This is a genomic window from Mycobacterium tuberculosis H37Rv, from assembly GCF_000195955.2.
In the GTDB taxonomy this organism is placed as follows: Bacteria; Actinomycetota; Actinomycetes; order Mycobacteriales; family Mycobacteriaceae; genus Mycobacterium; species Mycobacterium tuberculosis.
Genome location: NC_000962.3, coordinates 2,567,502 through 2,588,829 on the forward strand (window position 1 = coordinate 2,567,502; position 21,328 = coordinate 2,588,829).

Below are 21,328 nucleotides of genomic sequence, written 5' to 3' on the forward strand. Positions count from 1 at the left end.
TCATGGATGTCCTACGCACCCCAGACTCCCGGTTCGAACACCTGGTGGGCTACCCGTTTGCACCGCACTATGTCGATGTGACGGCCGGCGACACCCAGCCGTTGCGAATGCACTACGTCGACGAGGGCCCGGGCGACGGTCCGCCGATCGTCTTGCTGCACGGCGAGCCCACCTGGAGTTATCTGTACCGAACCATGATTCCGCCGCTCTCCGCCGCCGGGCACCGTGTGCTCGCGCCCGACCTGATCGGCTTCGGCCGCTCCGACAAGCCGACTCGCATCGAGGACTACACCTACCTGCGGCACGTCGAGTGGGTGACGTCCTGGTTCGAGAATCTCGACCTGCACGACGTTACGCTCTTCGTGCAGGACTGGGGGTCATTGATCGGTCTGCGCATCGCTGCCGAGCACGGTGACCGGATCGCGCGGCTGGTGGTCGCCAACGGGTTTCTCCCCGCCGCGCAGGGGCGCACCCCACTCCCCTTCTACGTGTGGCGGGCGTTTGCGCGCTATTCTCCGGTGCTTCCCGCTGGCCGTCTGGTGAACTTCGGCACCGTCCACAGGGTTCCCGCCGGGGTCCGAGCCGGCTACGATGCACCTTTCCCCGACAAAACGTATCAAGCCGGCGCCCGGGCGTTCCCACGGTTGGTGCCGACCTCACCCGACGATCCGGCGGTACCGGCCAACCGCGCGGCATGGGAAGCCCTGGGCCGGTGGGACAAACCGTTCCTTGCCATCTTCGGTTATCGCGACCCGATACTCGGGCAAGCGGACGGTCCGCTGATCAAGCACATTCCCGGCGCGGCGGGTCAGCCGCACGCCCGCATCAAGGCCAGCCACTTCATCCAGGAGGACAGCGGAACCGAACTCGCCGAACGCATGCTCTCCTGGCAGCAGGCAACGTAACCGCGACGGCTGCGGACGAAGGATCGGCAGAATGGCGATGGAGATGGCGATGATGGGCCTGCTCGGCACCGTGGTGGGTGCCTCGGCCATGGGCATCGGGGGGATTGCGAAGTCGATCGCGGAAGCGTATGTCCCGGGGGTCGCGGCTGCCAAGGACCGTAGGCAGCAGATGAACGTCGATCTGCAAGCACGGCGCTACGAGGCGGTGCGAGTGTGGCGGTCTGGGTTGTGCAGTGCCAGCAACGCCTACCGGCAATGGGAGGCCGGGTCTCGGGACACCCATGCGCCCAACGTCGTCGGCGACGAGTGGTTCGAAGGTTTGCGGCCGCACCTGCCCACCACTGGGGAGGCAGCGAAGTTCCGTACCGCTTACGAAGTCCGTTGCGATAACCCAACTCTCATGGTGCTTTCGCTTGAGATTGGCCGTATCGAGAAGGAATGGATGGTGGAGGCGAGCGGCCGGACACCAAAGCACCGGGGATGACTGCGAAGACTCGCGGTTGGTAGCGCACCCGGCTGGTGCGGCGCCGACAAGCTGCCCACATTCGGTGACACTGAATTTCTGCAGCAAAAGCGCGAGTGACCAACGGTCTGCGAAATTACCGGCTCGGGGTCGGCTACACCGTCGAGCGACGCGGTCGCCGCCGCGCCGAGCCCCTCGGTACGGTGGCAGACATGAAATATCTGGACGTCGACGGAATCGGACAGGTCAGCCGGATCGGGTTGGGCACTTGGCAGTTCGGCTCGCGTGAATGGGGATATGGGGACCGGTACGCCACCGGCGCCGCCCGCGACATTGTCAAACGCGCACGCGCCTTGGGGGTCACGCTGTTCGATACCGCCGAGATCTACGGCCTGGGCAAAAGCGAGCGTATTCTCGGGGAGGCCCTCGGCGACGACCGCACCGAGGTGGTGGTGGCTAGCAAGGTCTTCCCGGTCGCGCCGTTTCCGGCGGTGATCAAGAACCGCGAGCGCGCCAGTGCGCGGCGGCTGCAGCTGAACCGTATCCCGCTGTATCAGATCCACCAGCCCAACCCGGTGGTCCCCGATTCGGTGATCATGCCGGGGATGCGTGACCTGCTGGACAGCGGCGACATTGGCGCGGCCGGTGTCTCCAACTACTCACTGGCGCGATGGCGGAAGGCCGACGCCGCGCTTGGGCGCCCAGTCGTCAGCAACCAGGTACATTTCTCGCTCGCCCACCCTGATGCGCTCGAAGATCTGGTGCCGTTCGCCGAGCTCGAGAACCGCATCGTGATCGCCTACAGCCCGCTGGCGCAAGGACTATTGGGTGGCAAGTACGGACTCGAGAATCGTCCCGGTGGCGTGCGCGCGTTGAACCCGCTGTTCGGCACCGAGAACCTGCGCCGGATAGAGCCGCTGCTGGCTACGTTGCGCGCCATCGCCGTCGACGTCGACGCCAAGCCCGCCCAGGTGGCACTGGCCTGGCTGATTAGCCTGCCGGGGGTGGTCGCCATTCCCGGAGCGTCCAGTGTCGAGCAACTCGAGTTCAACGTCGCGGCCGCTGACATCGAGCTCAGCGCGCAATCCCGCGACGCGCTCACCGACGCCGCCCGGGCGTTTCGCCCGGTTTCCACCGGCCGCTTCCTCACCGACATGGTGCGTGAGAAGGTCAGCCGTCGTTGAGCTCGCTACAAGGTACGCGCGAGACGTTCGGCCAGCAGCTCGGCGAACCTCGCCGGATCCTCGAGTGCGCCGCCTTCGGCGAGAAGCGCTGTGCCGTAAAGTAATTCCGCGGTTTCGGCCAATGATTTCTCGGCATCGTCTGCGCGGTCCTGGTGGGCTTGGCGCAGGCCGGTCACCAACGGATGGCTCGGGTTGAGCTCAAGTATCCGCTTGCCGACCGGAACCTCCTGGCCGGAAGCCCGGTAGATGCGCGCGAGCGCGGGTGTCATCCCGAAGGCATCGGTGATCAGACAGGCCGGTGACTCGGTCAGGCGGGTGGACAGCCGCACCTCCTTGACGTGATCGCTCAACGTCTCCTGCAACCAGGTCAGCAGGTCGGCAAATTCCTTCTGCCGCTCCTCGCGCTCGGCCTCGCTGGTGTCCTCTTCGGAACTCAAGTCCACCTCGCCCTTGGCAACCGACTGCAGCGGTTTGCCGTCGAACTCCGGCACCATTCCCACCCAGACCTCGTCGACCGGGTCGGTGAGCAGCAGCACTTCGTACCCCTTGGCCTTAAACGCCTCCAGGTGCGGTGACTTCAGCAGTTGTTGGCGCGTCTCGCCGGTGGCGTAGAAGATCTGTTGCTGACCGTCCTTCATGCGCTCGACGTATTCGGCCAGCGTGGTGGGTTCCTCCTCGCTGTACGTGGAGACAAACGAAGAAATACCGAGCAGGGTCTCCCGGTTATCGATGTCTGACAGCAGTCCCTCTTTGAGGACCCTGCCGAACTGTGTCCAGAACGTGCGGTAGTCCTCCGGCCGGCTGGACTGCACGTCCTTGATCGTGGACAGCACCTTCTTGGTCAGCCGCCGGCGGATGGCCTTGATCTGCCGGTCCTGCTGCAGGATTTCGCGAGAAACGTTGAGCGACATGTCCTGCGCGTCGACCACACCCTTGACAAAACGCAAGTACTCGGGCATGAGCTGGTCGCAGTCGCCCATGATGAACACCCGCTTGACGTAGAGCTGGATACCGACGTGGGCGTCCCGGTCGAACAGATCGAACGGGGCATGAGACGGGATGAACAGCAGGGCCTGGTACTCGAAGGTGCCCTCGGCCTTCATCGCGATGATCTCGAGCGGGTCGTCCCAGGCGTGCGCGACGTGTTTGTAGAACTCCTTGTACTCCTGCTCAGACACCTCTTCTTTGGGCCTCGCCCACAGCGCCTTCATCGAGTTGAGGGTTTCGGTTTCGATGGTGACGGTCTCCTCGCCGCCTTCCCCCCCTTCTTCCTGGGAGGCTGGGGTGCGGCGCTCGACGTCCATCCGGATGGGCCAGGCGATGAAGTCGGAGTATTTCTTGACCAGGTTACGGATCTTCCATTCCGAGGTGTAGTCGTGCAGGTCGTCCTCGGCGTCTTCCGGCTTGAGGTGCAGGGTGACCGACGTGCCCTGGGGGGCATCCTCGACGGACTCGATGGTGTAGGTGCCCTCACCGCTGGACTCCCATCTGGTGGCCGCGCTCTCGCCAGCCTTGCGGGTAAGCAGTTGGACCTTGTCGGCCACCATGAACGACGAGTAGAAGCCGATGCCGAACTGACCGATCAGTTCCTCGGAGGCGGCCGCGTTCTTGGCCTCACGCAGCTGTGCGCGCAGCTCGGCGGTGCCCGACTTGGCCAGCGTGCCAATCAGATCCACCACCTCCTCGCGCGCCATCCCGATGCCGTTGTCACGAACGGTAAGAGTCCTTGCAGCTTTGTCTGCGTCGATCTCGATGTGCAGATCGGAGGTGTCGACCTCCAGGTCCTTGTTCCGCAGCGCCTCAATCCGCAGCTTGTCTAGCGCATCGGAGGCATTCGAGATCAACTCCCGCAGAAACGCGTCCTTATTGGAGTAGACCGAGTGGACCATCAAATCCAGCAGTTGCCGGGCCTCCGCCTGAAACTCCAACTGCTCGACATGGGCGTTCATGAGATTCCTTCCGACGACATAGCGACTCGAATTTAGCGAGCTGCGATCCGGCGCCGAGCTGGGGGTGGCCTGGCTAGGCCGTATCGCGAGCAAGCTGATAGAGGTCGGGATCGTGTGCGCAGACGATGAGTAGATCCGGGTCGTGGCGTCGATGGAGTTCGACGATTCGGGCCTGGTTGTCGCGCAGTTGGTTGCGGTTATACGACAACAGCTTTTCCTCGGCCCGCATCACGAAGGGCACCCGGAACCGGCCATCGAGGGTGCCGCGATGATAGAAGGCGTCGCCGCAGTGCAAAACCCAGCGGTGACCGGCATCGACAGCTACCGCGGCGTGCCCGCGGGTGTGACCGGGCATCGGCACCAGAACGACACCGGTGCCGATGGAATCGAGGGGTTTGGCCGATGCGAATCCGCGCCAGGGTTCCCCGTCGGGACCGTGCTCCACCAGCTTCGGGCCGTGGGCCCACTGTCCGCGTCGATATCGCAGTCGCTCGCGGAGCGAAGGGGCGTGGATGGCACCGCGGGCTTCGGCGGCGGTGACGTGGAGGTGAGCCTCGGGGAAGTCGGCGATCCCGCCGATGTGGTCGAAGTCGAAGTGGGTGAGCACAATGTGTCGAACGTCGGACGTGCGGTAGCCGAGCTGTTCGATCTGGCGGGCCGCGGTTTCGGCCTGCAAGAATGCCGGCCGCAGGACATGACGGAATAGACCTACCCGGCCGGGGTCAAGGCAGTCCTGGATACCGAAGCCGGTGTCCACCAGCACCAATCCATCGTCGGTCTCGACGAGCAGAACGTGGCATAACAGAGCGATGCCAAATGCATTCATGGTGCCGCAGTTGAGGTGGTGGACCTTCACCGGCGGTCCCTTCGCTTCGGGGGCGACACCTAACATACTGGTCGTCAACCTACCGCGACACCGCTGGGACTTTGTGCCATTGCCGGCCACTCGGGGCCGCTGCGGCCTGGAAAAATTGGTCGGGCACGGGCGGCCGCGGGTCGCTACCATCCCACTGTGAATGATTTACTGACCCGCCGACTGCTCACCATGGGCGCGGCCGCCGCAATGCTGGCCGCGGTGCTTCTGCTTACTCCCATCACCGTTCCCGCCGGCTACCCCGGTGCCGTTGCACCGGCCACTGCAGCCTGCCCCGACGCCGAAGTGGTGTTCGCCCGCGGCCGCTTCGAACCGCCCGGGATTGGCACGGTCGGCAACGCATTCGTCAGCGCGCTGCGCTCGAAGGTCAACAAGAATGTCGGGGTCTACGCGGTGAAATACCCCGCCGACAATCAGATCGATGTGGGCGCCAACGACATGAGCGCCCACATTCAGAGCATGGCCAACAGCTGTCCGAATACCCGCCTGGTGCCCGGCGGTTACTCGCTGGGCGCGGCCGTCACCGACGTGGTACTCGCGGTGCCCACCCAGATGTGGGGCTTCACCAATCCCCTGCCTCCCGGCAGTGATGAGCACATCGCCGCGGTCGCGCTGTTCGGCAATGGCAGTCAGTGGGTCGGCCCCATCACCAACTTCAGCCCCGCCTACAACGATCGGACCATCGAGTTGTGTCACGGCGACGACCCCGTCTGCCACCCTGCCGACCCCAACACCTGGGAGGCCAACTGGCCCCAGCACCTCGCCGGGGCCTATGTCTCGTCGGGCATGGTCAACCAGGCGGCTGACTTCGTTGCCGGAAAGCTGCAATAGCCACCTAGCCCGTGCGCGAGTCTTTGCTTCACGCTTTCGCTAACCGACCAACGCGCGCACGATGGAGGGGTCCGTGGTCATATCAAGACAAGAAGGGAGTAGGCGATGCACGCAAAAGTCGGCGACTACCTCGTGGTGAAGGGCACAACCACGGAACGGCATGATCAACATGCTGAGATCATCGAGGTGCGCTCCGCAGACGGCTCGCCGCCATACGTGGTGCGTTGGCTGGTAAACGGGCACGAGACAACGGTGTACCCCGGGTCGGACGCGGTCGTCGTCACCGCCACCGAGCACGCGGAGGCCGAAAAGCGCGCTGCCGCGCGGGCCGGGCACGCGGCGACATAGCCGGTGAAAAGCTCTGCTGGCGATGTGGGGCCTACAGGTCTCACGTGTCGAGCCGCAGCACACGTGTGGCGTTACGCCATAGCCAGTCCTCCAGGACTTCCCGGGGGACCGGCAGCGCACGCATCTCGTCGCACAATTGCAGGTAAGGGCGGTTGATGAGAAATCCGCCGGTACCGTAAACGATCTTGTTGCGGATTGTTGTCTGCCCAAACCGCATCAGCGGCTCCCATCCAGCGCCCGGTGAAGCGAAGTACTTGGGACGGTGCGCGGCCAATTCCAGGTAGACGTTCGGGTGTTTCCAGGCGATCAGGCATGCCTGCAGCACCCACGGGTAGCCGCCGTGGCTCATCAGGATCGTTAACTCAGGGAAGCGGCAGGCAACGTCGTCGATGTGGCGGGGATGGCCGAGATCGCTGAGCCGTGTCCGAGTCCAATCGGCGGAGGTGTGGATGGAAACGGGCACACCAAGCTCGACGCATTTGGCGTAGCAAGGGAAGTAGGCGGGGTCGGATGCGGGCCGTCCAATCATGAACGGACGCAAGCTCAACCCGCGGAAACCGTGCTCGACCACCCAGCGCTCGAACTCGTCGACTGCCGAGTCGCCGGCCAGGATGTCGGCACCGGCGAAGGGTAGGAACCGATCTGGATAGCGGGCCGCGACGGCGGCCACCGAGGCATTGTGGACAAAGGTGACACCACACGTGGACCGTTCATCGAATCCCGTGATCAGACTGCGGGTAATCCCGGCGTCGTCCAGGGAGTCCAGTATTTGGTCGTCTGTCCTGCGTAGCGACTCCGCGTAGGCACCGAACTGCTCGGCGCTGATCGTCGTCTTGGTGAAGACCTCGAAATACGACAGCAGCTCGACGGGAAATCCTTCCCGAAGATCGTCAATGACCTCGGCGGACGGAACGAACGGTGCCCACATATCGATGACCGGCACCCGCGGTTCGGGCGCGGTCATGGGGTGCTCCGCGGGCCAACCGGACCGTGCAGGAAGTCATCGAATCCGGCATCGCGCTCCACGGCGAATGCCTGCTCGAACGTCGTGGCGGGGCGGCCGGTGCACGTCGCCTCCTTGACATCGACTCGCTTCCCGGTGAGGTCGCACAGGACACAACGGTCCAGCGCGCCGTCGTCGGCTTCCTCGGTAGCAATGTCGTGGCTCATCGCTCCTCCGTTGACTGTGTCGACCAGCTGAGCATGCGCTCTTATGCGATTACGCCAAGTCAACTGACCCCGCCGACGCTTCGCATACCTAGTGTCGGCCAGGGCCACCTGGCCCGCCCGGACCTCCCGGCCCGCCTGGTCCGCCCGGACCCCCGGGTCCGCCTGGTCGGTTTACGGCGGGGAGCCAGAACACGCATTGATTCAAGTCGGGGCTCCACACCCAGCCGGGCGCGCAATCATCGTCGGCCCGGCTGTTCGCCGGCTCGACAAGTCCGGTCACCGCCAACACCGTCAACACCGCAGTGAACGCGCAAAGCGCGCAGCGTCGTAGAAAATGCCTCATCGCAGACCTCACGGTTTGTCGTCCGGCGCTGGACCTAGGTTATCGCCACGACCGCCGCGGCGGCAGCACACGTGGCGACTCACCGCGGCCGTAGAACCGGTTGAGCAGCAAGCCACTGCGCGTTGGTAAGAGCGGATCCAAGCGCCGGCAACGGATGGTCGGCGAGGGCGCTGATCGGGCAACGATGCCCAGGCCAGGCGGCCCCAGCGAACGCCGCACCGGCTGGAGGAAGATAGCCCCATGACCCAAACGCTGCGCCTTACCGCGCTGGACGAGATGTTCATCACCGATGACATTGACATCGTTCCTTCGGTGCAGATCGAGGCGCGGGTGTCCGGTCGTTTCGACCTCGACCGGCTTGCCGCTGCCCTGCGCGCCGCCGTCGCCAAGCACGCCCTGGCTCGGGCGCGGCTTGGCCGCGCCAGCCTAACCGCACGGACGCTGTATTGGGAGGTACCCGACCGCGCGGATCACCTCGCCGTGGAGATCACCGATGAACCCGTCGGTGAAGTTCGCAGTCGCTTTTATGCGCGGGCTCCCGAACTGCACCGAAGCCCGGTCTTTGCCGTCGCGGTGGTACGCGAGACCGTGGGCGACCGCCTCCTGCTCAACTTCCACCACGCGGCCTTCGACGGCATGGGCGGGCTGCGTCTGTTGCTCTCACTGGCCCGGGCCTATGCGGGCGAGCCTGACGAGGTCGGTGGCCCTCCGATCGAGGAAGCCCGCAACCTTAAAGGCGTCGCCGGCTCCCGCGACCTGTTCGACGTCCTGATCCGCGCCCGCGGCCTGGCAAAACCGGCCATCGACCGGAAGCGGACCACCCGGGTCGCCCCGGATGGCGGCTCGCCCGACGGGCCGCGCTTCGTGTTCGCCCCACTCACCATCGAGAGCGACGAGATGGCAACCGCGGTTGCTCGTCGACCCGAGGGGGCGACGGTGAACGACCTGGCGATGGCCGCGCTGGCGTTGACGATCCTGCAGTGGAACCGCACACACGATGTCCCAGCCGCCGATTCCGTGTCGGTGAACATGCCGGTGAACTTCCGGCCGACCGCGTGGTCGACCGAGGTCATCTCGAACTTTGCCAGCTACCTGGCGATCGTGCTGCGGGTCGACGAGGTGACCGATCTCGAGAAGGCGACCGCCATCGTCGCCGGGATCACCGGACCATTGAAGCAATCCGGCGCCGCCGGGTGGGTCGTGGATCTGCTCGAAGGGGGAAAGGTGTTGCCGGCGATGCTCAAGCGCCAACTTCAGCTGCTTCTCCCCTTGGTCGAAGATCGGTTCGTCGAAAGCGTCTGTCTGTCCAACCTGGGCCGCGTCGACGTCCCCGCTTTCGGGGGCGAGGCCGGGGACACCACTGAGGTGTGGTTCAGTCCGACGGCGGCCATGAGCGTCATGCCGATCGGGGTTGGCCTCGTCGGCTTCGGAGGAACGCTGCGCGCCATGTTCCGCGGCGACGGGCGAACCATCGGCGGCGAGGCGCTGGGCCGCTTCGCCGCACTGTATCGCGACACACTGCTGACCTGAGGGCCCGGCATGACCGACAACGAGTGCCCGGCCGACAGCCGACGGCGCCATGTCCTGCGGCTCGCCCTGTTCGCCGGGATTTTGCTGGGGCTGTTCTACCTGGTTGCGGTGGCACGAGTCATCCACGTCGACGGGGTCCGTAGCGCGATCGTGGTGGCGACGGGTCCGATCGCACCCCTGGCGTACGTTGTGGTGTCGGCCGCACTCGGCGCGTTGTTCGTCCCGGGCCCGATCCTCGCCGCCGGCAGCGGGGTGCTGTTCGGGCCGCTACTAGACACCTTTGTGACCCTGCCAGCTTTCTCGGCCGGCGCGCAGGCCGGAATGACGCCCAGGCGCTGCTGGGTGTCGATCGCGCCCATCGCCTCGATGCACAGATCGAACGGCGCGGATTGTGGGCGGTGGTCGGTCAGCGCTTCGTCCCCGGCATCTCGGATGCGCTGGCCTCGTACACCTTCGGGGCGTTCGGAGTTCCGTTGTGGCAGATGGTCGTTGGGTCGTTCATCGGGTCGGCGCCACGGGTGTTCGTCTACACCGCGCTGGGCGCGTCGATCACCAACCTGTCGTCGCCGCTGGTTTACTCGGCGATCGCGGTGTGGTGCGTGACCGCCATCATCGGGGCGTTCGCCGCGCGGCGTTGGTACCGGAAGTGGCGTGCGCGCCCGCGCCGGCGGTGCGGCCTGGCTCAGCTCACGACCGGTAGTCAGCAACGCCACACGAGTCACCGGACACCGGCGGGCGTCGTCATGCCCGGTTCACTGTCCGAGCACCGCCGTCTCCGTCAAGAAGCGCCGGATCGCATCGAGCATCACCCGCCCATCGAGTAGTTCCGGGTCGTTGTGACCCACACCGGGAACCACCACGTATCGCTTAGGCTCGGCGGCCGCTGCGACCAGCCGCTCACTAAGCGTAGCGGGGACGATGTCGTCGCTGCCGCCCGCGATGACCAGCACCGGCGCGTGTACAGAGGCGATGCGCTCGATCGACGGGTAGTGGTCCAGCAGCAACCGGCGCAGCGGCAGCCACGGGTAGTGCACCGCGCCGACCTCGGCCAGCGACGTGAACGGAGATCTCAGCACGAGTGCCGCCGGCGGCCGTTGCACGGCCAGCCCGACCGCCACCGCCGCGCCGAGGGATTCGCCGAAATAGGCAATGCGCGCGGGGTCGACGTCGGACTGGCCGGACAGCCACTCCTGCGCGGCCCGAGCGTCGGCGGCCAGGCCCTGCTCAGACGGCCGACCCGGGTTACCGCCGTAGCCGCGATAGTCAAACAGCAACACCGACAGGCCCAGGCCATGCAGCGCGACAGCCAGCTCCGCACGCATCGACCGGTCGCCGGCGTTGCCATTGCACACCAGCACCGCGGGCCCACTACCGCCCGAAGTATGCGGGAAGTACCAGCCACCCAAGCGCATTCCATCTTGTGTTTCGACCACGACATCGCGGCCGGCGGGCAAAACGGAGGAAGCCGATGGCACCGGACCCGCAGACGGGAAGTAGATTAGCCGACGCTGCTGCGACCAGATGAACATAATCACGCCCGATGCCACCAGCGCGACGATAGCGACCACCGGCAACGCGCGACACCTCTTTAGCGACATCTAGCCCCGCACCGGTGCGACGCATCGAAAGCGGGGTCCCCGCGACCAGTGGATTACCGAAACCACCGTTCCAAACAGAAAATCGACACGAAATTCAACGACGCGGCGGGCCGGCGATGGCCACGAGACACCCACAACCAGCAACCGCCCCAATCATCACGCCAACCAGCTCAGTACACCGCCGTGGCGCGAACACGTGCCTGACCGGTGTGTGCTGAACGAGTACGACCCGTCCCTACAAATTGCGGTGGCGCCGGGTGGCGCCCCCGAACCTGGCGGCACTTGCCGGGGAGCAGGTATGCACTGACCGTCCACGTTCTCGTAGTAGCCGCTAGGACAGGCAAACACCGAAGTCGGCGTCGACGGAGAAATGGCCGGGACGAAGCCGAAACCAACTGCCGCCGCAACAACGCCGACGGCAAACCGCCTCCGAGCAGACACTGCTAGCCTTCGATCATCACGCTTACGACTCCGCGTCCCAGCAAAGCGTACCGAGTACATCGCCAGCCGGGAAGGGATATGGTCCCGCGACTAGCGGATCAGCAGAGTGCGCAGTTCCAGTGCTCTGGCAAACCAACACGTATTGCTCGCCGATCCAACATATTCGTTGAACCTTGAGAAAGGCTTGCGGCGCATCGCCCAGCCCAGCGCCACTGCCACCACGGGAGGAGAAATCCAACCGTCACCACGACACCACGGATAGCGAAGATCAACAAATGCCACCCACGTTCGGGCGCACCAAGGAAGCCACCGTCGCGATACTTACCTATCGTTGCATCCGTTCTGGCGATATTTTTCAACTCGCATTCATGCGCCCCCTCCGCAAGAGCCGGGAGCGGCTAATGGTGGCACCGGGCTACCATCGTCAATAACACACGACAAGGTAAGCGTCGTACCAACAAACGGCGCTGGTACCCGCACTTGATGCCAATAGCTGCCGTCTGGATATCTGATTCCGTCACAATATCCCCACCCGGTAATCCCACCAAAGCCACCGCCAGGGCAATATCCCATCGCACTATTCGGCATGTGCGGATCTTGTCCCGGCGGTGGCGCGGGTTCGGCGTTGGCAGAAACCATAGAAAATTCAACTGCCATAGTCAATGTACCGATTGCGATAGCAATACTATTTTTATACATTTTCTCAACACCTGAATTCATTCGTGTGGGGAATGCAGCCTTTTGGCCCCCACATGCCCGGTGTCCCATCGCTGGCGGGCCAGTAGGGACTTCTTCCACGGCCGGAAGATCATTGCGCGTTGGTTGTGCGAGCGGGCGGCTGACGGCTTCGCATAATGGCGTGGACGGGCTGTCATCGTTGTCCCTCAGCGCTACAACAAGTCAGGGAAACTCTTCACAGGCGGTGCCGTCGTCGCCGTGGTCGAGGCCAAGACGGTAACCCGGCTCACCCCATAGAGCGGGGCCACCCCCGCGTCCCGCCTTGCAGTTCTGGTAGTACCGGAACCACGCGGGTATCGGCGTTGGGGCTGCATGAGCCACAGGTGGCGCCACATCGCCGACCGCGATCACAGCTGCGAGGACCGGTGGACGCTGCATGATGAGCCCTACGTGTAGTACCAGACGGCTTTGGTTGTGACTGGCTGGTCAGTCGCGTAAACCGTGGACCTGGCTACTGCTGAAAGTACCATGACGCGGGGCAACGAAACAGCAGCAACGTCGACAGACAGCGGAACTGTCGGCTACCGCCGATAACGTTGTGTCATGCGTGCGGACATGTCCGTCACCTCGATGCTCGACCGAGAGGTCTACGTATACGCCGAGGTCGATAAGCTGATCGGCCTCCCCGCCGGCACCGCGAAGCGGTGGATCAACGGCTACGAGCGTGGCGGCAAAGATCACCCGCCGATCCTCCGCGTCACGCCGGGAGCTACGCCGTGGGTTACGTGGGGCGAGTTCGTCGAGACTCGCATGCTTGCTGAATACCGCGACCGCCGGAAAGTGCCAATAGTGCGGCAGCGCGCAGCGATTGAAGAACTGCGTGCGCGGTTCAATCTCCGATACCCGCTGGCACATCTGCGGCCGTTCTTGTCAACGCACGAGCGGGATCTGACGATGGGCGGCGAGGAGATTGGTCTGCCGGATGCGGAAGTGACGATCCGTACTGGGCAAGCGTTGCTTGGTGATGCCCGGTGGCTCGCCAGCATCGCGACACCCGGTCGGGATGAGGTTGGCGAAGCCGTGATCGTCGAACTGCCCGTCGACAAGGCCTTTCCCGAAATCGTCATCAACCCAAGCCGATATAGCGGGCAGCCCACGTTCGTTGGGCGTCGTGTGTCGCCGGTGACGATCGCCCAAATGGTAGACGGCGGTGAGGAACGCGAGGACCTGGCCGCCGACTACGGTCTCAGCCTGAAGCAGATTCAAGACGCAATCGACTACACCAAGAAGTACCGGCTGGCCCGACTGGTGGCGGCATAAGGCCCGGCGATGCTCGAAGTCGACAAAGTCACCCATGTTGTCGATGAAAACCTGCTTCGGCTTGGTGTGGCCTTGTCGCCGTCAGAAAAGACACGGCCCGGTTTGGCCGCCCGCCCGTCGACGACCTGCTACCGCAAGGCATCCTCGACACCGACTGGATCCCCATCGTCGGGGGTCGGGTGGGTGGTCATCAGCAACGACAGGCATCTCCGGACGCGGCCAGTGGAGGCCGAGCTGGCGGTCGCCCACAAGCTCAAAGTCGTGCACTTGCATGGCCGTGTGGGCGGACTAGTCCGCGTGGGCACAGCTGACGCGGCTGGCTGCGCGGTGGCCGGCCATTGAGCACCAATATGAGAAGGCACCGGAAGGGCCTTGGTGGTTGTCGGTGCGGAGGAGCAGGACCGCCGTAATGGAGTTCGCGCCCGGCGCCGTCGACACCATAGCGTCGGACAACATGGCTGCCCAAAATGTCCACGATACGGCTGTGAAGACCTCGAGGTGATGGCCGAAAGGTGACCACCTCGCAGTGGTAGGACGACAGCGACCCGATCGAAGGCAATGCCGCCGCATCGAGCGCGACTTTGGGCATGACAGGATTTCGAGTAAGCGCATCAACGTGTCCGAAATGTGGGGCGGGCGGGGCTCGAACCCGCGACCAACGGATTATGAGTCCGCGGCTCTAACCAACTGAGCTACCGCCCCTTGTGCTAACTAGCTGCAGATATGTTCTCCACCGCGACTGAATCAGGGTCGGAATACCGCAGTGATGCCGCAGCACTCTTGATGGCCTGCACAAGCAAACCTGCCACGCCCGCCAGGTCGTCGCTGAGCAGGTGGCCATGGCGGTCCAAGGTCATGGCCGCTGTGGCGTGTCCGAGAAGCCTCTGCACGACTTTGACATTAGCGCCCGCACTGATCGCCAGCGACGCCGTGGTGTGCCTCAGCCCGTGCGGGACCAGGTCGGCAATGCCAACCGCCTTGCATCCCTTGTCGAAGGCTCTGCGGTACTCCTCGATAGGTAGGTGCCCGCCGCGGTAGCTTGGGAACACGAGGGCATTGGGCTCGGTTGGCAGTTCATCACGCAGGCGCTCCGATACCGGCTCGGGGACAGGCACGTGACGCACCCGGTTGGTCGTCGTCTCGACAATCCCGGCGCCGGTCACACAGATGAGCGAATCGTCAACTCCCGGTCCCCACGTTCTTGCGACGCAGGGCCGCTGCCTCGCCGAAGCGCAGTCCGCAGTAGCCGAGAACCAGGGTCAGCGTCAGTACCGCAACAATCCGTGGTACGAATCCGTTACTCACCCACTCCCCCGCGCTCGGTCTTGGCAGCTTCCGCCTCTACCCACGCATCCAGGTCGGCGATATCGCAAAACGTGTGTCGGCCAAGGCGATAGCTGCGCGGACTGGTGCCCAGTAACGCCAGTACCTCAGCGTCGACTCAGGTAGGCCGCCGAGGTATTCGGCTGCGGCCTTGGTGCCCAGCCGAACCACAGATGTCGCCGTCATCGCTCTACTTCCTGTCGTCGCTCAACGCGCTTATGTCCCAATCCCTTTGGCAGTCCCAGGGCCGACCGCAAAATCCTTTCCATTGACCGCACAGTAACCATTAGCCCGATGGCATCTAACAACCGAAGAACGCCGAGAAGTCGACACCAAGATCCCGATGTTTGCCGTAGCAGGAACGGCGGTCACACTCGGGCTGATTCGAGCCAGTCGTACATGTCGCGCCGCGTCCAGCGCCGATCCCGCCCGCCGAGGCGCACATAATGGGGTCCCGGTGCGTCAATTCCGCGCTCTCGCTTTGCAGCCCAGCCGTGCAGGGTCGACACTGGCACACCGGTGATCTCCCGCACCTAGATGGTGGTAAGCATCTCCGCGTGGCTTTCGTTGTCTTCCATCATGTGCTTTGGCCACCAGTAGCGACGACATCACCATAAATCGACACCCTCCGTTGAATTGCGCCGTAAATCGCCACGACGAAAGCCGACGGTCTCCGCTGCGCCGGGGCCTACTCGCCAACGGCCTAAGAGAGAGGCAAGCTGGGGCATTATTCGAACGTTACGAAAGCCAGTTCGATTCATTCGGATATATCGAGAAGGTGCGGTATCGGGGCTCAGGGTATCGAGTCGAAGACGTTTATGCCCGAGCGGACAGTGGACCTAGCGCCGGTGCTGAGCTTCCTGTCGGCCCATGAGCGGCGGCGCGGCCGCACGCTGGCCCCCAGCTACGCGCTGGTGGGCGCCACGAGCACGACCGCGTCGAGCTGCCGCGCGAGGTTCATCAGGCGCTAAGGCAGGTGGTGGCTGCGCTGCACGCCGGCAAGGCGGTGACCATCGCGCCGCAGAGCATGACGCTGACCACCCAGCAGGCCGCCGACCTTCTCGGGGTGAGTCGTCCGACCGTGGTGCGTCTGATCAAGAGCGGCGAGCTGGCCGCCGAGCGCATCGGGAATCGCCACCGGCTCGTGCTCGACGACGTGTTGGCCTACCGGGAGGCCCGCCGGCAGCGCCAGTACGACGCGCTTGCCGAGAGCGCAATGGACATCGACGCCGACGAGGATCCCGAGGTGATTTGCGAGCAGTTGCGTGAGGCGCGGCGTGTTGTCGCCGCGCGCCGTAGAACTGAGCGGCGGCGCGCCTGAGACCATCGCTGCATGCTCGACACGTCGCTGCTGTGGTCAAGCCGGCAGCGCGACTTTCTGTTGTCGTTGGCGACGTCGCCGCGAACTACGACGGGCGGGTGGTGGTGGCGCCGACAGGCCAGGCCGTCGACGTCGCGGTACGTGAAGGCGCCGGCGATGTCGGCTACAGCGTCGAGCGAGAGAATCTTCCGGCCGACGATCCGGTGCGCAACGGCAACCGCTGGCGGGTCATCGCGGTCGACACCGAACACCACCGGATCGCCGCCCGCCGCCTGGGCGACGGCGCACGCGCCGCCTTCAGCGGCGACTACCTGCACGAGCACATCACCCACGGATATGCCATCACCGTCCACGCCAGCCAGGGCACCACGGCTCACTCCACCCACGCTGTGCTGGGCGACAACACCAGCCGAGCAACGCTGTACGTGGCAATGACGCCGGCACGCGAGTCGAACACCGCTTACCTATGCGAGCGAACGGCGGGCGAAGGCGCGCGAGTGGATCTCGCCGGATGGGACCTTTGGGTGAGTGGGAAAGCTGAGGCAATGAGTGACGAGAAATCCGCATCGCCAGTTTGGTGCCGTGTCGGAGCTCGGTGCGATCATCGGGGAAAGCGTTCCTGCTGGTGAGGGCAGAATTGTTGTGCACGTCGTGCGCTATACCGTGGTGACGACTCGCCGAAGCATGGACTAAGGAGGTAGCTGCGATGATGAAGGAGATCGAGCTCCATCTGGTTGACGCTGCCGCCCCCAGCGGCGAGATTGCGATCAAGGACCTAGCCGCCCTCGCGACTGCTCTGCAGGAATTGACGACTCGAATCAGCCGCGACCCAATCAACACGCCCGGGCCTGGTCGCACAAAACAGTTTATGGAAGAGCTCTCGCAACTGGCCAGCGCCCCCGGGCCAGACATCGACGGCGGGATCGACCTAACTGACGATGAATTCCAGGCGTTTCTTCAGGCGGCGCGTTCGTGAATCAAGTAGCGGCGACGGTGGTCGACACCGACGTCTTCAGCCTGATCTAAGACACCGACTCGCGTGACCTCGGCTGCCGCGCCCAGACGCCGTGGCACTTCTGCCGTTCGGTCGCCGCCTGGCTGGCCGGAGTCATCACAGCACGCTCCAATAGCGCCTCATGGAATCAGCCGGCGCCCTCGAATCGAGCCTTACCCGCCCGAAACGACACGCCTCGACGGTACCTGGCGCGCTGACCTGGCCCTACATCAGTCAACGTATACGAACCACAGCGTCGCGGAGCTGCCAGACCGCCGTCAACCGAACACCGTCTGACCGTCAAGCCCAATGCGATACCGTTCGGTGCCCTGCTGCACCCTGGGCGCATCAGCACCCAACGACACTGCAACCTTGTTGCTGGCGTTGCGCATGATGTCAAAGGTCAGCTCGACGGCCTCGTCGTCCGAGAACCGGGAGCGCACCTCGACGGCAACGTCGACGGCGAGGTGCGCAGGGGTCCAAATTAACGCATCTGCATACCTCAGGGCGGCTTTTGCGCGAACGTCGAGCAAGACCGAGGTATCGAAACGCTCGATCTCGCCATACAACGTCTCCGAACCGCCCGCATCAAGCGCGGAGACCTCCCGCAACGACTTGCACACCCGGCAATTGTGCTGCGCAGCTCCACGCAGCCGCACCAGCTCAGAGGTGACCGGGTCCAGTGCCCGCATCCGGGCCACCGCCGGCAGAAATCCGTTGAACACCGCAGCGGACAGATCGGTGTTGTGATCCCAGGAGATCGGCCCGGTTACCCAGCCCAGATACTCCTTGCCGACGCCCAATGCTTCCAACCCGGCGCGCACCCGCGGCACAAAGTCGGCGATGTACATCGCCACAACCGCACCGAAAGCGTCTTCCCCCAAATGCGTCCACAGCAGGGATCGCTGCTCGCCGGTGATCGCTGAGACATCGACGCTGAACTGCTCGGCGAACTCGGCAACGACGGCCTCGGCCGGCGACTCCGGCTCGTTCACCGCAACCTCACACGGCAACGACGGTAGCGACAGCGCCCGCGCGCACACCTGCCTCACCAGCCCCGCAATCCGGCCGTCGCCCGGCGATAGCGCCACCAACCGACACAGATCGTCACGAACCGAAACCGGGGCCGGCACCCTTCACACGCTACTGCGCCTGGCTCACCGAGGACATGTGGAAGTCGGGAATCCGCAGCGGCGGCATCGCGGTACGGGTAACCCAATCTGACCATTCGCGCGGCAGTGTCGGCTCGCTGACACCTGCTTCGGTGGCCCGTCGCAGCAGGTCCAGTGGGCTTTCGTTAAACCGGAAGTTGTTGACCGCCGCGCTGACCTCGCCGTCTTCGACCAGGTAGACACCGTCGCGGGTCAGCCCGGTGAGCAGCAGCGTGGTCGGGTCGACCTCGCGGATGTACCACAGCGTGGTCAGCAACAGTCCGCGCTCGGTGCCCGCGATCATGTCGGCGAGATCGGCCGACCCGCCGGTCATGATCAAGTTGTCGGCGGCGACCGCAACTGGGGCGTCGAATTTGGCGGCAGTGGCCCGTGGATACGCCAGCGCATTGATCACACCGCTGCGGATCCAGTCCACCTGGCTGATTTCCATGCCGTTGTCGAACACCGATTGCGTCTCCGAGGAGTTGCTCACCGCCACAAACGGCGTACACGCCAGACCCGGCGCAGCCGGATCGGTGAACAACGTCAGCGGCAGCTCGGTCAACCGCTCTCCCACCCGGGTTCCACCGCCAGGAGCCGAGAAAGCGGTTCGGCCCTCCTGCGCGCCGCGCCCGGCCATCGACCAACCCAGGTAGATCATCATGTCGGCCACCGTCGACGGAGGCATGATGGTCTGGTAGCGCCCGGCCGGCAGCTCGACGGTGCGTTGCGCCCACCGCAGCCGCGTCGACAGCCGCTCGAGCATCAGATCGATGGGCACCTCGACGAAATCGGGTGTGCCGATCCCCACCCAAGCGCTGGCGTCGCCGCGTTTGGCGTTGATCTCGATCGCCCCGGTGGGCTGGGTGTAGCGGCGGCGCAGACCCGTCGACGATGCCAGAAACGTCGTGGACACACTGCGGTGCGCGTAGCCGTACAAGCGGTCGGCCCCGCGGAAGCCCCTGCTCAGTGAGCCGGCGATACCGGTGAAAACCCCTGCCCCGGTGCCCGGAACCGGGGCATCCCAGTCGTCGGGCTCTCCGGTATCGGCAAGCAGCGGCGCGGCATCACCGGCCTCCGGCGCGGAGCGGGCCGCGTCCTGGGAGGACACCACCAGACCGGGCAGCACCGACGGGTCCACTTCGGCGGAGACCACGGAGCCGACGAAGGCGCTATCTCCCCGTCGGACGATCGAAATCACGGTGACGTTTCGGCTGTGGGAAACGCCGTTGGTGGTCATCGAATTGCCCGCCCAACGCAGTGTCGCCTCGACCTTTTCGGTGACCAGCACCATGGTCTCGTCCGCCCGGCCAGACCTGGCCGCTTCCTTTAAAACGATGTTGACGGCGTGCTGCGGCTCGATCATCGACCACCTTCAGTACGAGTATTGAGCACATTGACGCCCCGGAACAACGCCGACGGACAGCCATGGCTGACCGCGGCAACCTGGCCGGGCTGGGCCTTGCCGCAGTTGATGGCTCCGCCCATTCGCCAGGTCGACGGCCCGCCCACGGCTTCCATGGCATTCCAGAAATCGGTGGTGCTCGATTGATAGGCGACATCACGCAGCTGCCCGTACAGCTGGCCACCTCGGATGCGGAAGAAACGCTGGCCGGTGAACTGAAAGTTGTAGCGCTGCATGTCGATCGACCATGACTTGTCGCCGACAATATAGATCCCGTCGTCGACCCGGCCGATCAGGTCCGCGGTGCTGAGGTCTTCGATGCCCGGCTGCAGCGATATGTTGGCCATCCGCTGGATCGGCACGTGATGTGGCGAGTCGGCATACGAGCAGCCGTTGGAACGTGGCTCCCCCAACCGTGGGGCGAACGCCCGGTCGAGCTGGTAACCAACGAACACCCCGTCACGCACTAGATCCCAGCTCTGCGCGGCCACTCCCTCGTCGTCGTAACCGACGGTGGCCAAGCCGAATTCGGCGGTACGGTCGGCGGTCACGTTCATCACCGGCGAGCCGTAGCGCAGGGTGCCGAGTTTGTCTGGGGTGGCAAACGATGTCCCGGCATAGGCAGCCTCGTAGCCGATGGCACGGTCGTATTCGGTTGCGTGGCCGATGGATTCGTGAATAGTCAGCCATAGGTTAGTGGGGTCGATCACCAGGTCGGTGGGCCCCGGCATCACGCTAGGCGCTCGGACCTTCTCGGCCAACAGCGATGGCAGCTGCGCGAGCTCGTCGGTCCAGTTCCAGATCTCGTCGCCGGCCACCACTTCCCAGCCCCGGGCGGTCGGCGGAGCCAACGTCCGCATCGATTCGAAGTTGCCCGCCGCGGAATCAACAGCAACCGCATCCAGGCACGGCAGCAGCCGCACCCGCTGTTGGGTAATCGATGACCCGAAGGTGTCGGCGTAGAAGGTCTGCTCCTTGACGGCGTTCAAGCTGGCCGATACGTGGTCGATGCCGTCGGCGTCCAGTAACCGCCCGGAGTAGTCGCGCAGCACGGCGATCTTCTCGGAGGCGGGAACGCCGAACGGATCGATCCGGTAGTTCGAGACCCACTCCGCGTCGGTGTATACGGGCTCGGGCGCCAATCTGACCCGCTCGGTGTTCAGCGCCGCCAGCACGGTAGCCACGTGTACCGCATGGCGAGCGGTCGCGGCCGCGACGTCGGGTGCCAACTCAGCATGGGAGGCGAATCCCCACGTGCCCGCGACGATTACCCGGACGGCCAGGCCGAGCTCACGGCTGATCACCGCGGTCTCCAGCTCACCGTCACGCAGTTGGATGATCTCGGTGCTAATGCGGTGAACCCGCAGGTCGGCGTGGCTGGCCCCGGCCGTGGCGGCCGCCGACAATGCGGCGTCGGCCAACTGCTGGCGCGGCAGGTCCAGGAAGTCTTCATCGATCCCCCGGTTCGGTGTCACGACTCCACCGTAACGACCAGCTTTA

23 protein-coding genes, 1 tRNA gene and 1 pseudogene are annotated in these 21,328 nt (G+C 64.6%); 13 read left to right on the forward strand and 12 right to left on the reverse strand.

Features of this window, described 5'->3' with window-relative positions:
- Positions 1-2: 2 nt before the first annotated feature.
- The 3 genes from Rv2296 to Rv2298 all read left to right on the forward strand — a co-directional run bounded on the left by Rv2296 (position 3) and on the right by Rv2298 (position 2,552).
- Positions 3-905: a haloalkane dehalogenase gene (locus Rv2296; protein ID NP_216812.1), complete on the forward strand. Its 903-nt coding sequence runs from the start codon at positions 3-5 to the stop codon at positions 903-905.
- Between the two features lie 31 nt (positions 906-936).
- On the forward strand, positions 937-1,389 hold the full coding sequence (locus tag Rv2297) for a hypothetical protein (protein NP_216813.1): 453 nt from the start codon (positions 937-939) through the stop codon (positions 1,387-1,389).
- Between the two features lie 191 nt (positions 1,390-1,580).
- Complete coding sequence (locus tag Rv2298) at positions 1,581-2,552, forward strand: oxidoreductase (protein NP_216814.1); 972 nt, start codon at positions 1,581-1,583, stop codon at positions 2,550-2,552.
- A 5-nt stretch (positions 2,553-2,557) separates the two neighbouring features.
- Here the strand turns inward: Rv2298 and htpG are convergent, their stop codons facing one another.
- Both htpG and Rv2300c read right to left on the reverse strand, forming a co-directional pair.
- A complete protein-coding gene (gene htpG / locus Rv2299c) occupies positions 2,558-4,501 on the reverse strand; it encodes a chaperone protein HtpG (protein NP_216815.1) in 1,944 nt (647 codons plus the stop codon).
- Positions 4,502-4,574: 73 nt separating this feature from the next.
- Positions 4,575-5,507, reverse strand: a complete 933-nt coding sequence (locus Rv2300c) for a metallo-hydrolase (protein ID NP_216816.1) — start codon at positions 5,505-5,507, stop codon at positions 4,575-4,577.
- 6 nt (positions 5,508-5,513) lie between these two features.
- Here Rv2300c and cut2 point away from each other — a divergent pair, with 6 nt between their 5' ends.
- The gene (gene cut2 / locus Rv2301) at positions 5,514-6,206 is read left to right on the forward strand and encodes a cutinase (RefSeq protein ID NP_216817.2); all 693 of its coding nucleotides are present in this window, start codon (positions 5,514-5,516) and stop codon (positions 6,204-6,206) included.
- A gap of 105 nt (positions 6,207-6,311) precedes the next feature.
- The gene (locus Rv2302) at positions 6,312-6,554 is read left to right on the forward strand and encodes a hypothetical protein (protein ID NP_216818.1); all 243 of its coding nucleotides are present in this window, start codon (positions 6,312-6,314) and stop codon (positions 6,552-6,554) included.
- Positions 6,555-6,594: 40 nt separating this feature from the next.
- On the opposite strand, the gene Rv2303c is transcribed toward Rv2302, so the two are convergent.
- Both Rv2303c and Rv2304c read right to left on the reverse strand, forming a co-directional pair.
- On the reverse strand, positions 6,595-7,518 hold the full coding sequence (locus tag Rv2303c) for an antibiotic-resistance protein (protein ID NP_216819.1): 924 nt from the start codon (positions 7,516-7,518) through the stop codon (positions 6,595-6,597).
- The gene (locus tag Rv2304c) at positions 7,515-7,724 is read right to left on the reverse strand and encodes a hypothetical protein (RefSeq protein ID NP_216820.1); all 210 of its coding nucleotides are present in this window, start codon (positions 7,722-7,724) and stop codon (positions 7,515-7,517) included. The genes Rv2303c and Rv2304c overlap by 4 nt, the downstream gene beginning before the upstream one ends.
- Before the next feature lie 583 nt (positions 7,725-8,307).
- Between Rv2304c and Rv2305 the strand changes: the two genes are divergently transcribed.
- Complete coding sequence (locus tag Rv2305) at positions 8,308-9,597, forward strand: hypothetical protein (RefSeq protein NP_216821.1); 1,290 nt, start codon at positions 8,308-8,310, stop codon at positions 9,595-9,597.
- Positions 9,598-9,606: 9 nt separating this feature from the next.
- Positions 9,607-10,421, forward strand: a pseudogene (locus tag Rv2306A).
- On the opposite strand, the gene Rv2307c reads toward Rv2306A, so the two are convergent.
- The 4 genes from Rv2307c to Rv2307D all read right to left on the reverse strand — a co-directional run bounded on the left by Rv2307c (position 10,350) and on the right by Rv2307D (position 12,709).
- Positions 10,350-11,195, reverse strand: a complete 846-nt coding sequence (locus tag Rv2307c; RefSeq protein ID NP_216823.1) for a hypothetical protein — start codon at positions 11,193-11,195, stop codon at positions 10,350-10,352. The pseudogene Rv2306A and the gene Rv2307c sit on opposite strands and share 72 nt — an antisense overlap.
- Before the next feature lie 531 nt (positions 11,196-11,726).
- Positions 11,727-11,918: a hypothetical protein gene (locus Rv2307A; protein YP_177665.1), complete on the reverse strand. Its 192-nt coding sequence runs from the start codon at positions 11,916-11,918 to the stop codon at positions 11,727-11,729.
- A gap of 84 nt (positions 11,919-12,002) precedes the next feature.
- Positions 12,003-12,434, reverse strand: a complete 432-nt coding sequence (locus tag Rv2307B) for a hypothetical protein (protein ID YP_177666.1) — start codon at positions 12,432-12,434, stop codon at positions 12,003-12,005.
- A gap of 92 nt (positions 12,435-12,526) precedes the next feature.
- Entirely contained in the window at positions 12,527-12,709 is a 183-nt protein-coding gene (locus tag Rv2307D) for a hypothetical protein (RefSeq protein YP_177667.1), read from the reverse strand.
- A 208-nt stretch (positions 12,710-12,917) separates the two neighbouring features.
- Here Rv2307D and Rv2308 point away from each other — a divergent pair, with 208 nt between their 5' ends.
- Positions 12,918-13,634 carry a hypothetical protein gene (locus Rv2308; protein ID NP_216824.1) on the forward strand — a complete coding sequence of 239 codons (717 nt, stop codon included), beginning with the start codon at positions 12,918-12,920 and terminating at the stop codon, positions 13,632-13,634.
- Positions 13,635-13,643: 9 nt separating this feature from the next.
- The gene (locus Rv2308a) at positions 13,644-13,976 is read left to right on the forward strand and encodes a hypothetical protein (protein ID YP_009030038.1); all 333 of its coding nucleotides are present in this window, start codon (positions 13,644-13,646) and stop codon (positions 13,974-13,976) included.
- Between the two features lie 286 nt (positions 13,977-14,262).
- Here Rv2308a and metV read toward each other — a convergent pair.
- Positions 14,263-14,336: transfer RNA gene (gene metV, locus Rvnt24), tRNA-Met, on the reverse strand.
- A 1,207-nt stretch (positions 14,337-15,543) separates the two neighbouring features.
- On the opposite strand from metV, the gene Rv2309A reads away from it, so the two are divergent.
- The 4 genes from Rv2309A to Rv2312 all read left to right on the forward strand — a co-directional run bounded on the left by Rv2309A (position 15,544) and on the right by Rv2312 (position 17,254).
- Entirely contained in the window at positions 15,544-15,831 is a 288-nt protein-coding gene (locus Rv2309A) for a hypothetical protein (protein YP_177668.1), read from the forward strand.
- A 102-nt stretch (positions 15,832-15,933) separates the two neighbouring features.
- On the forward strand, positions 15,934-16,278 hold the full coding sequence (locus Rv2310; protein ID NP_216826.1) for an excisionase: 345 nt from the start codon (positions 15,934-15,936) through the stop codon (positions 16,276-16,278).
- Positions 16,279-16,382: 104 nt separating this feature from the next.
- Positions 16,383-16,907 (forward strand): hypothetical protein, encoded by a 525-nt coding sequence (locus Rv2311; protein NP_216827.1) that lies wholly within the window; start codon positions 16,383-16,385, stop codon positions 16,905-16,907.
- A gap of 77 nt (positions 16,908-16,984) precedes the next feature.
- Positions 16,985-17,254: a hypothetical protein gene (locus Rv2312; protein NP_216828.1), complete on the forward strand. Its 270-nt coding sequence runs from the start codon at positions 16,985-16,987 to the stop codon at positions 17,252-17,254.
- A 296-nt stretch (positions 17,255-17,550) separates the two neighbouring features.
- On the opposite strand, the gene Rv2313c is transcribed toward Rv2312, so the two are convergent.
- From Rv2313c to Rv2315c, 3 genes are read right to left on the reverse strand one after another with little or no spacing between them, the layout of a single operon-like run.
- Positions 17,551-18,405 (reverse strand): hypothetical protein, encoded by an 855-nt coding sequence (locus Rv2313c; RefSeq protein ID NP_216829.1) that lies wholly within the window; start codon positions 18,403-18,405, stop codon positions 17,551-17,553.
- A gap of 10 nt (positions 18,406-18,415) precedes the next feature.
- Positions 18,416-19,789, reverse strand: coding sequence for a hypothetical protein (locus tag Rv2314c; RefSeq protein NP_216830.1), 1,374 nt, complete (start codon positions 19,787-19,789; stop codon positions 18,416-18,418).
- Positions 19,786-21,303 (reverse strand): hypothetical protein, encoded by a 1,518-nt coding sequence (locus Rv2315c; protein NP_216831.1) that lies wholly within the window; start codon positions 21,301-21,303, stop codon positions 19,786-19,788. Before Rv2315c ends, Rv2314c begins: the two co-directional genes overlap by 4 nt.
- Between the last annotated feature and the right edge of the window lie 25 nt (positions 21,304-21,328).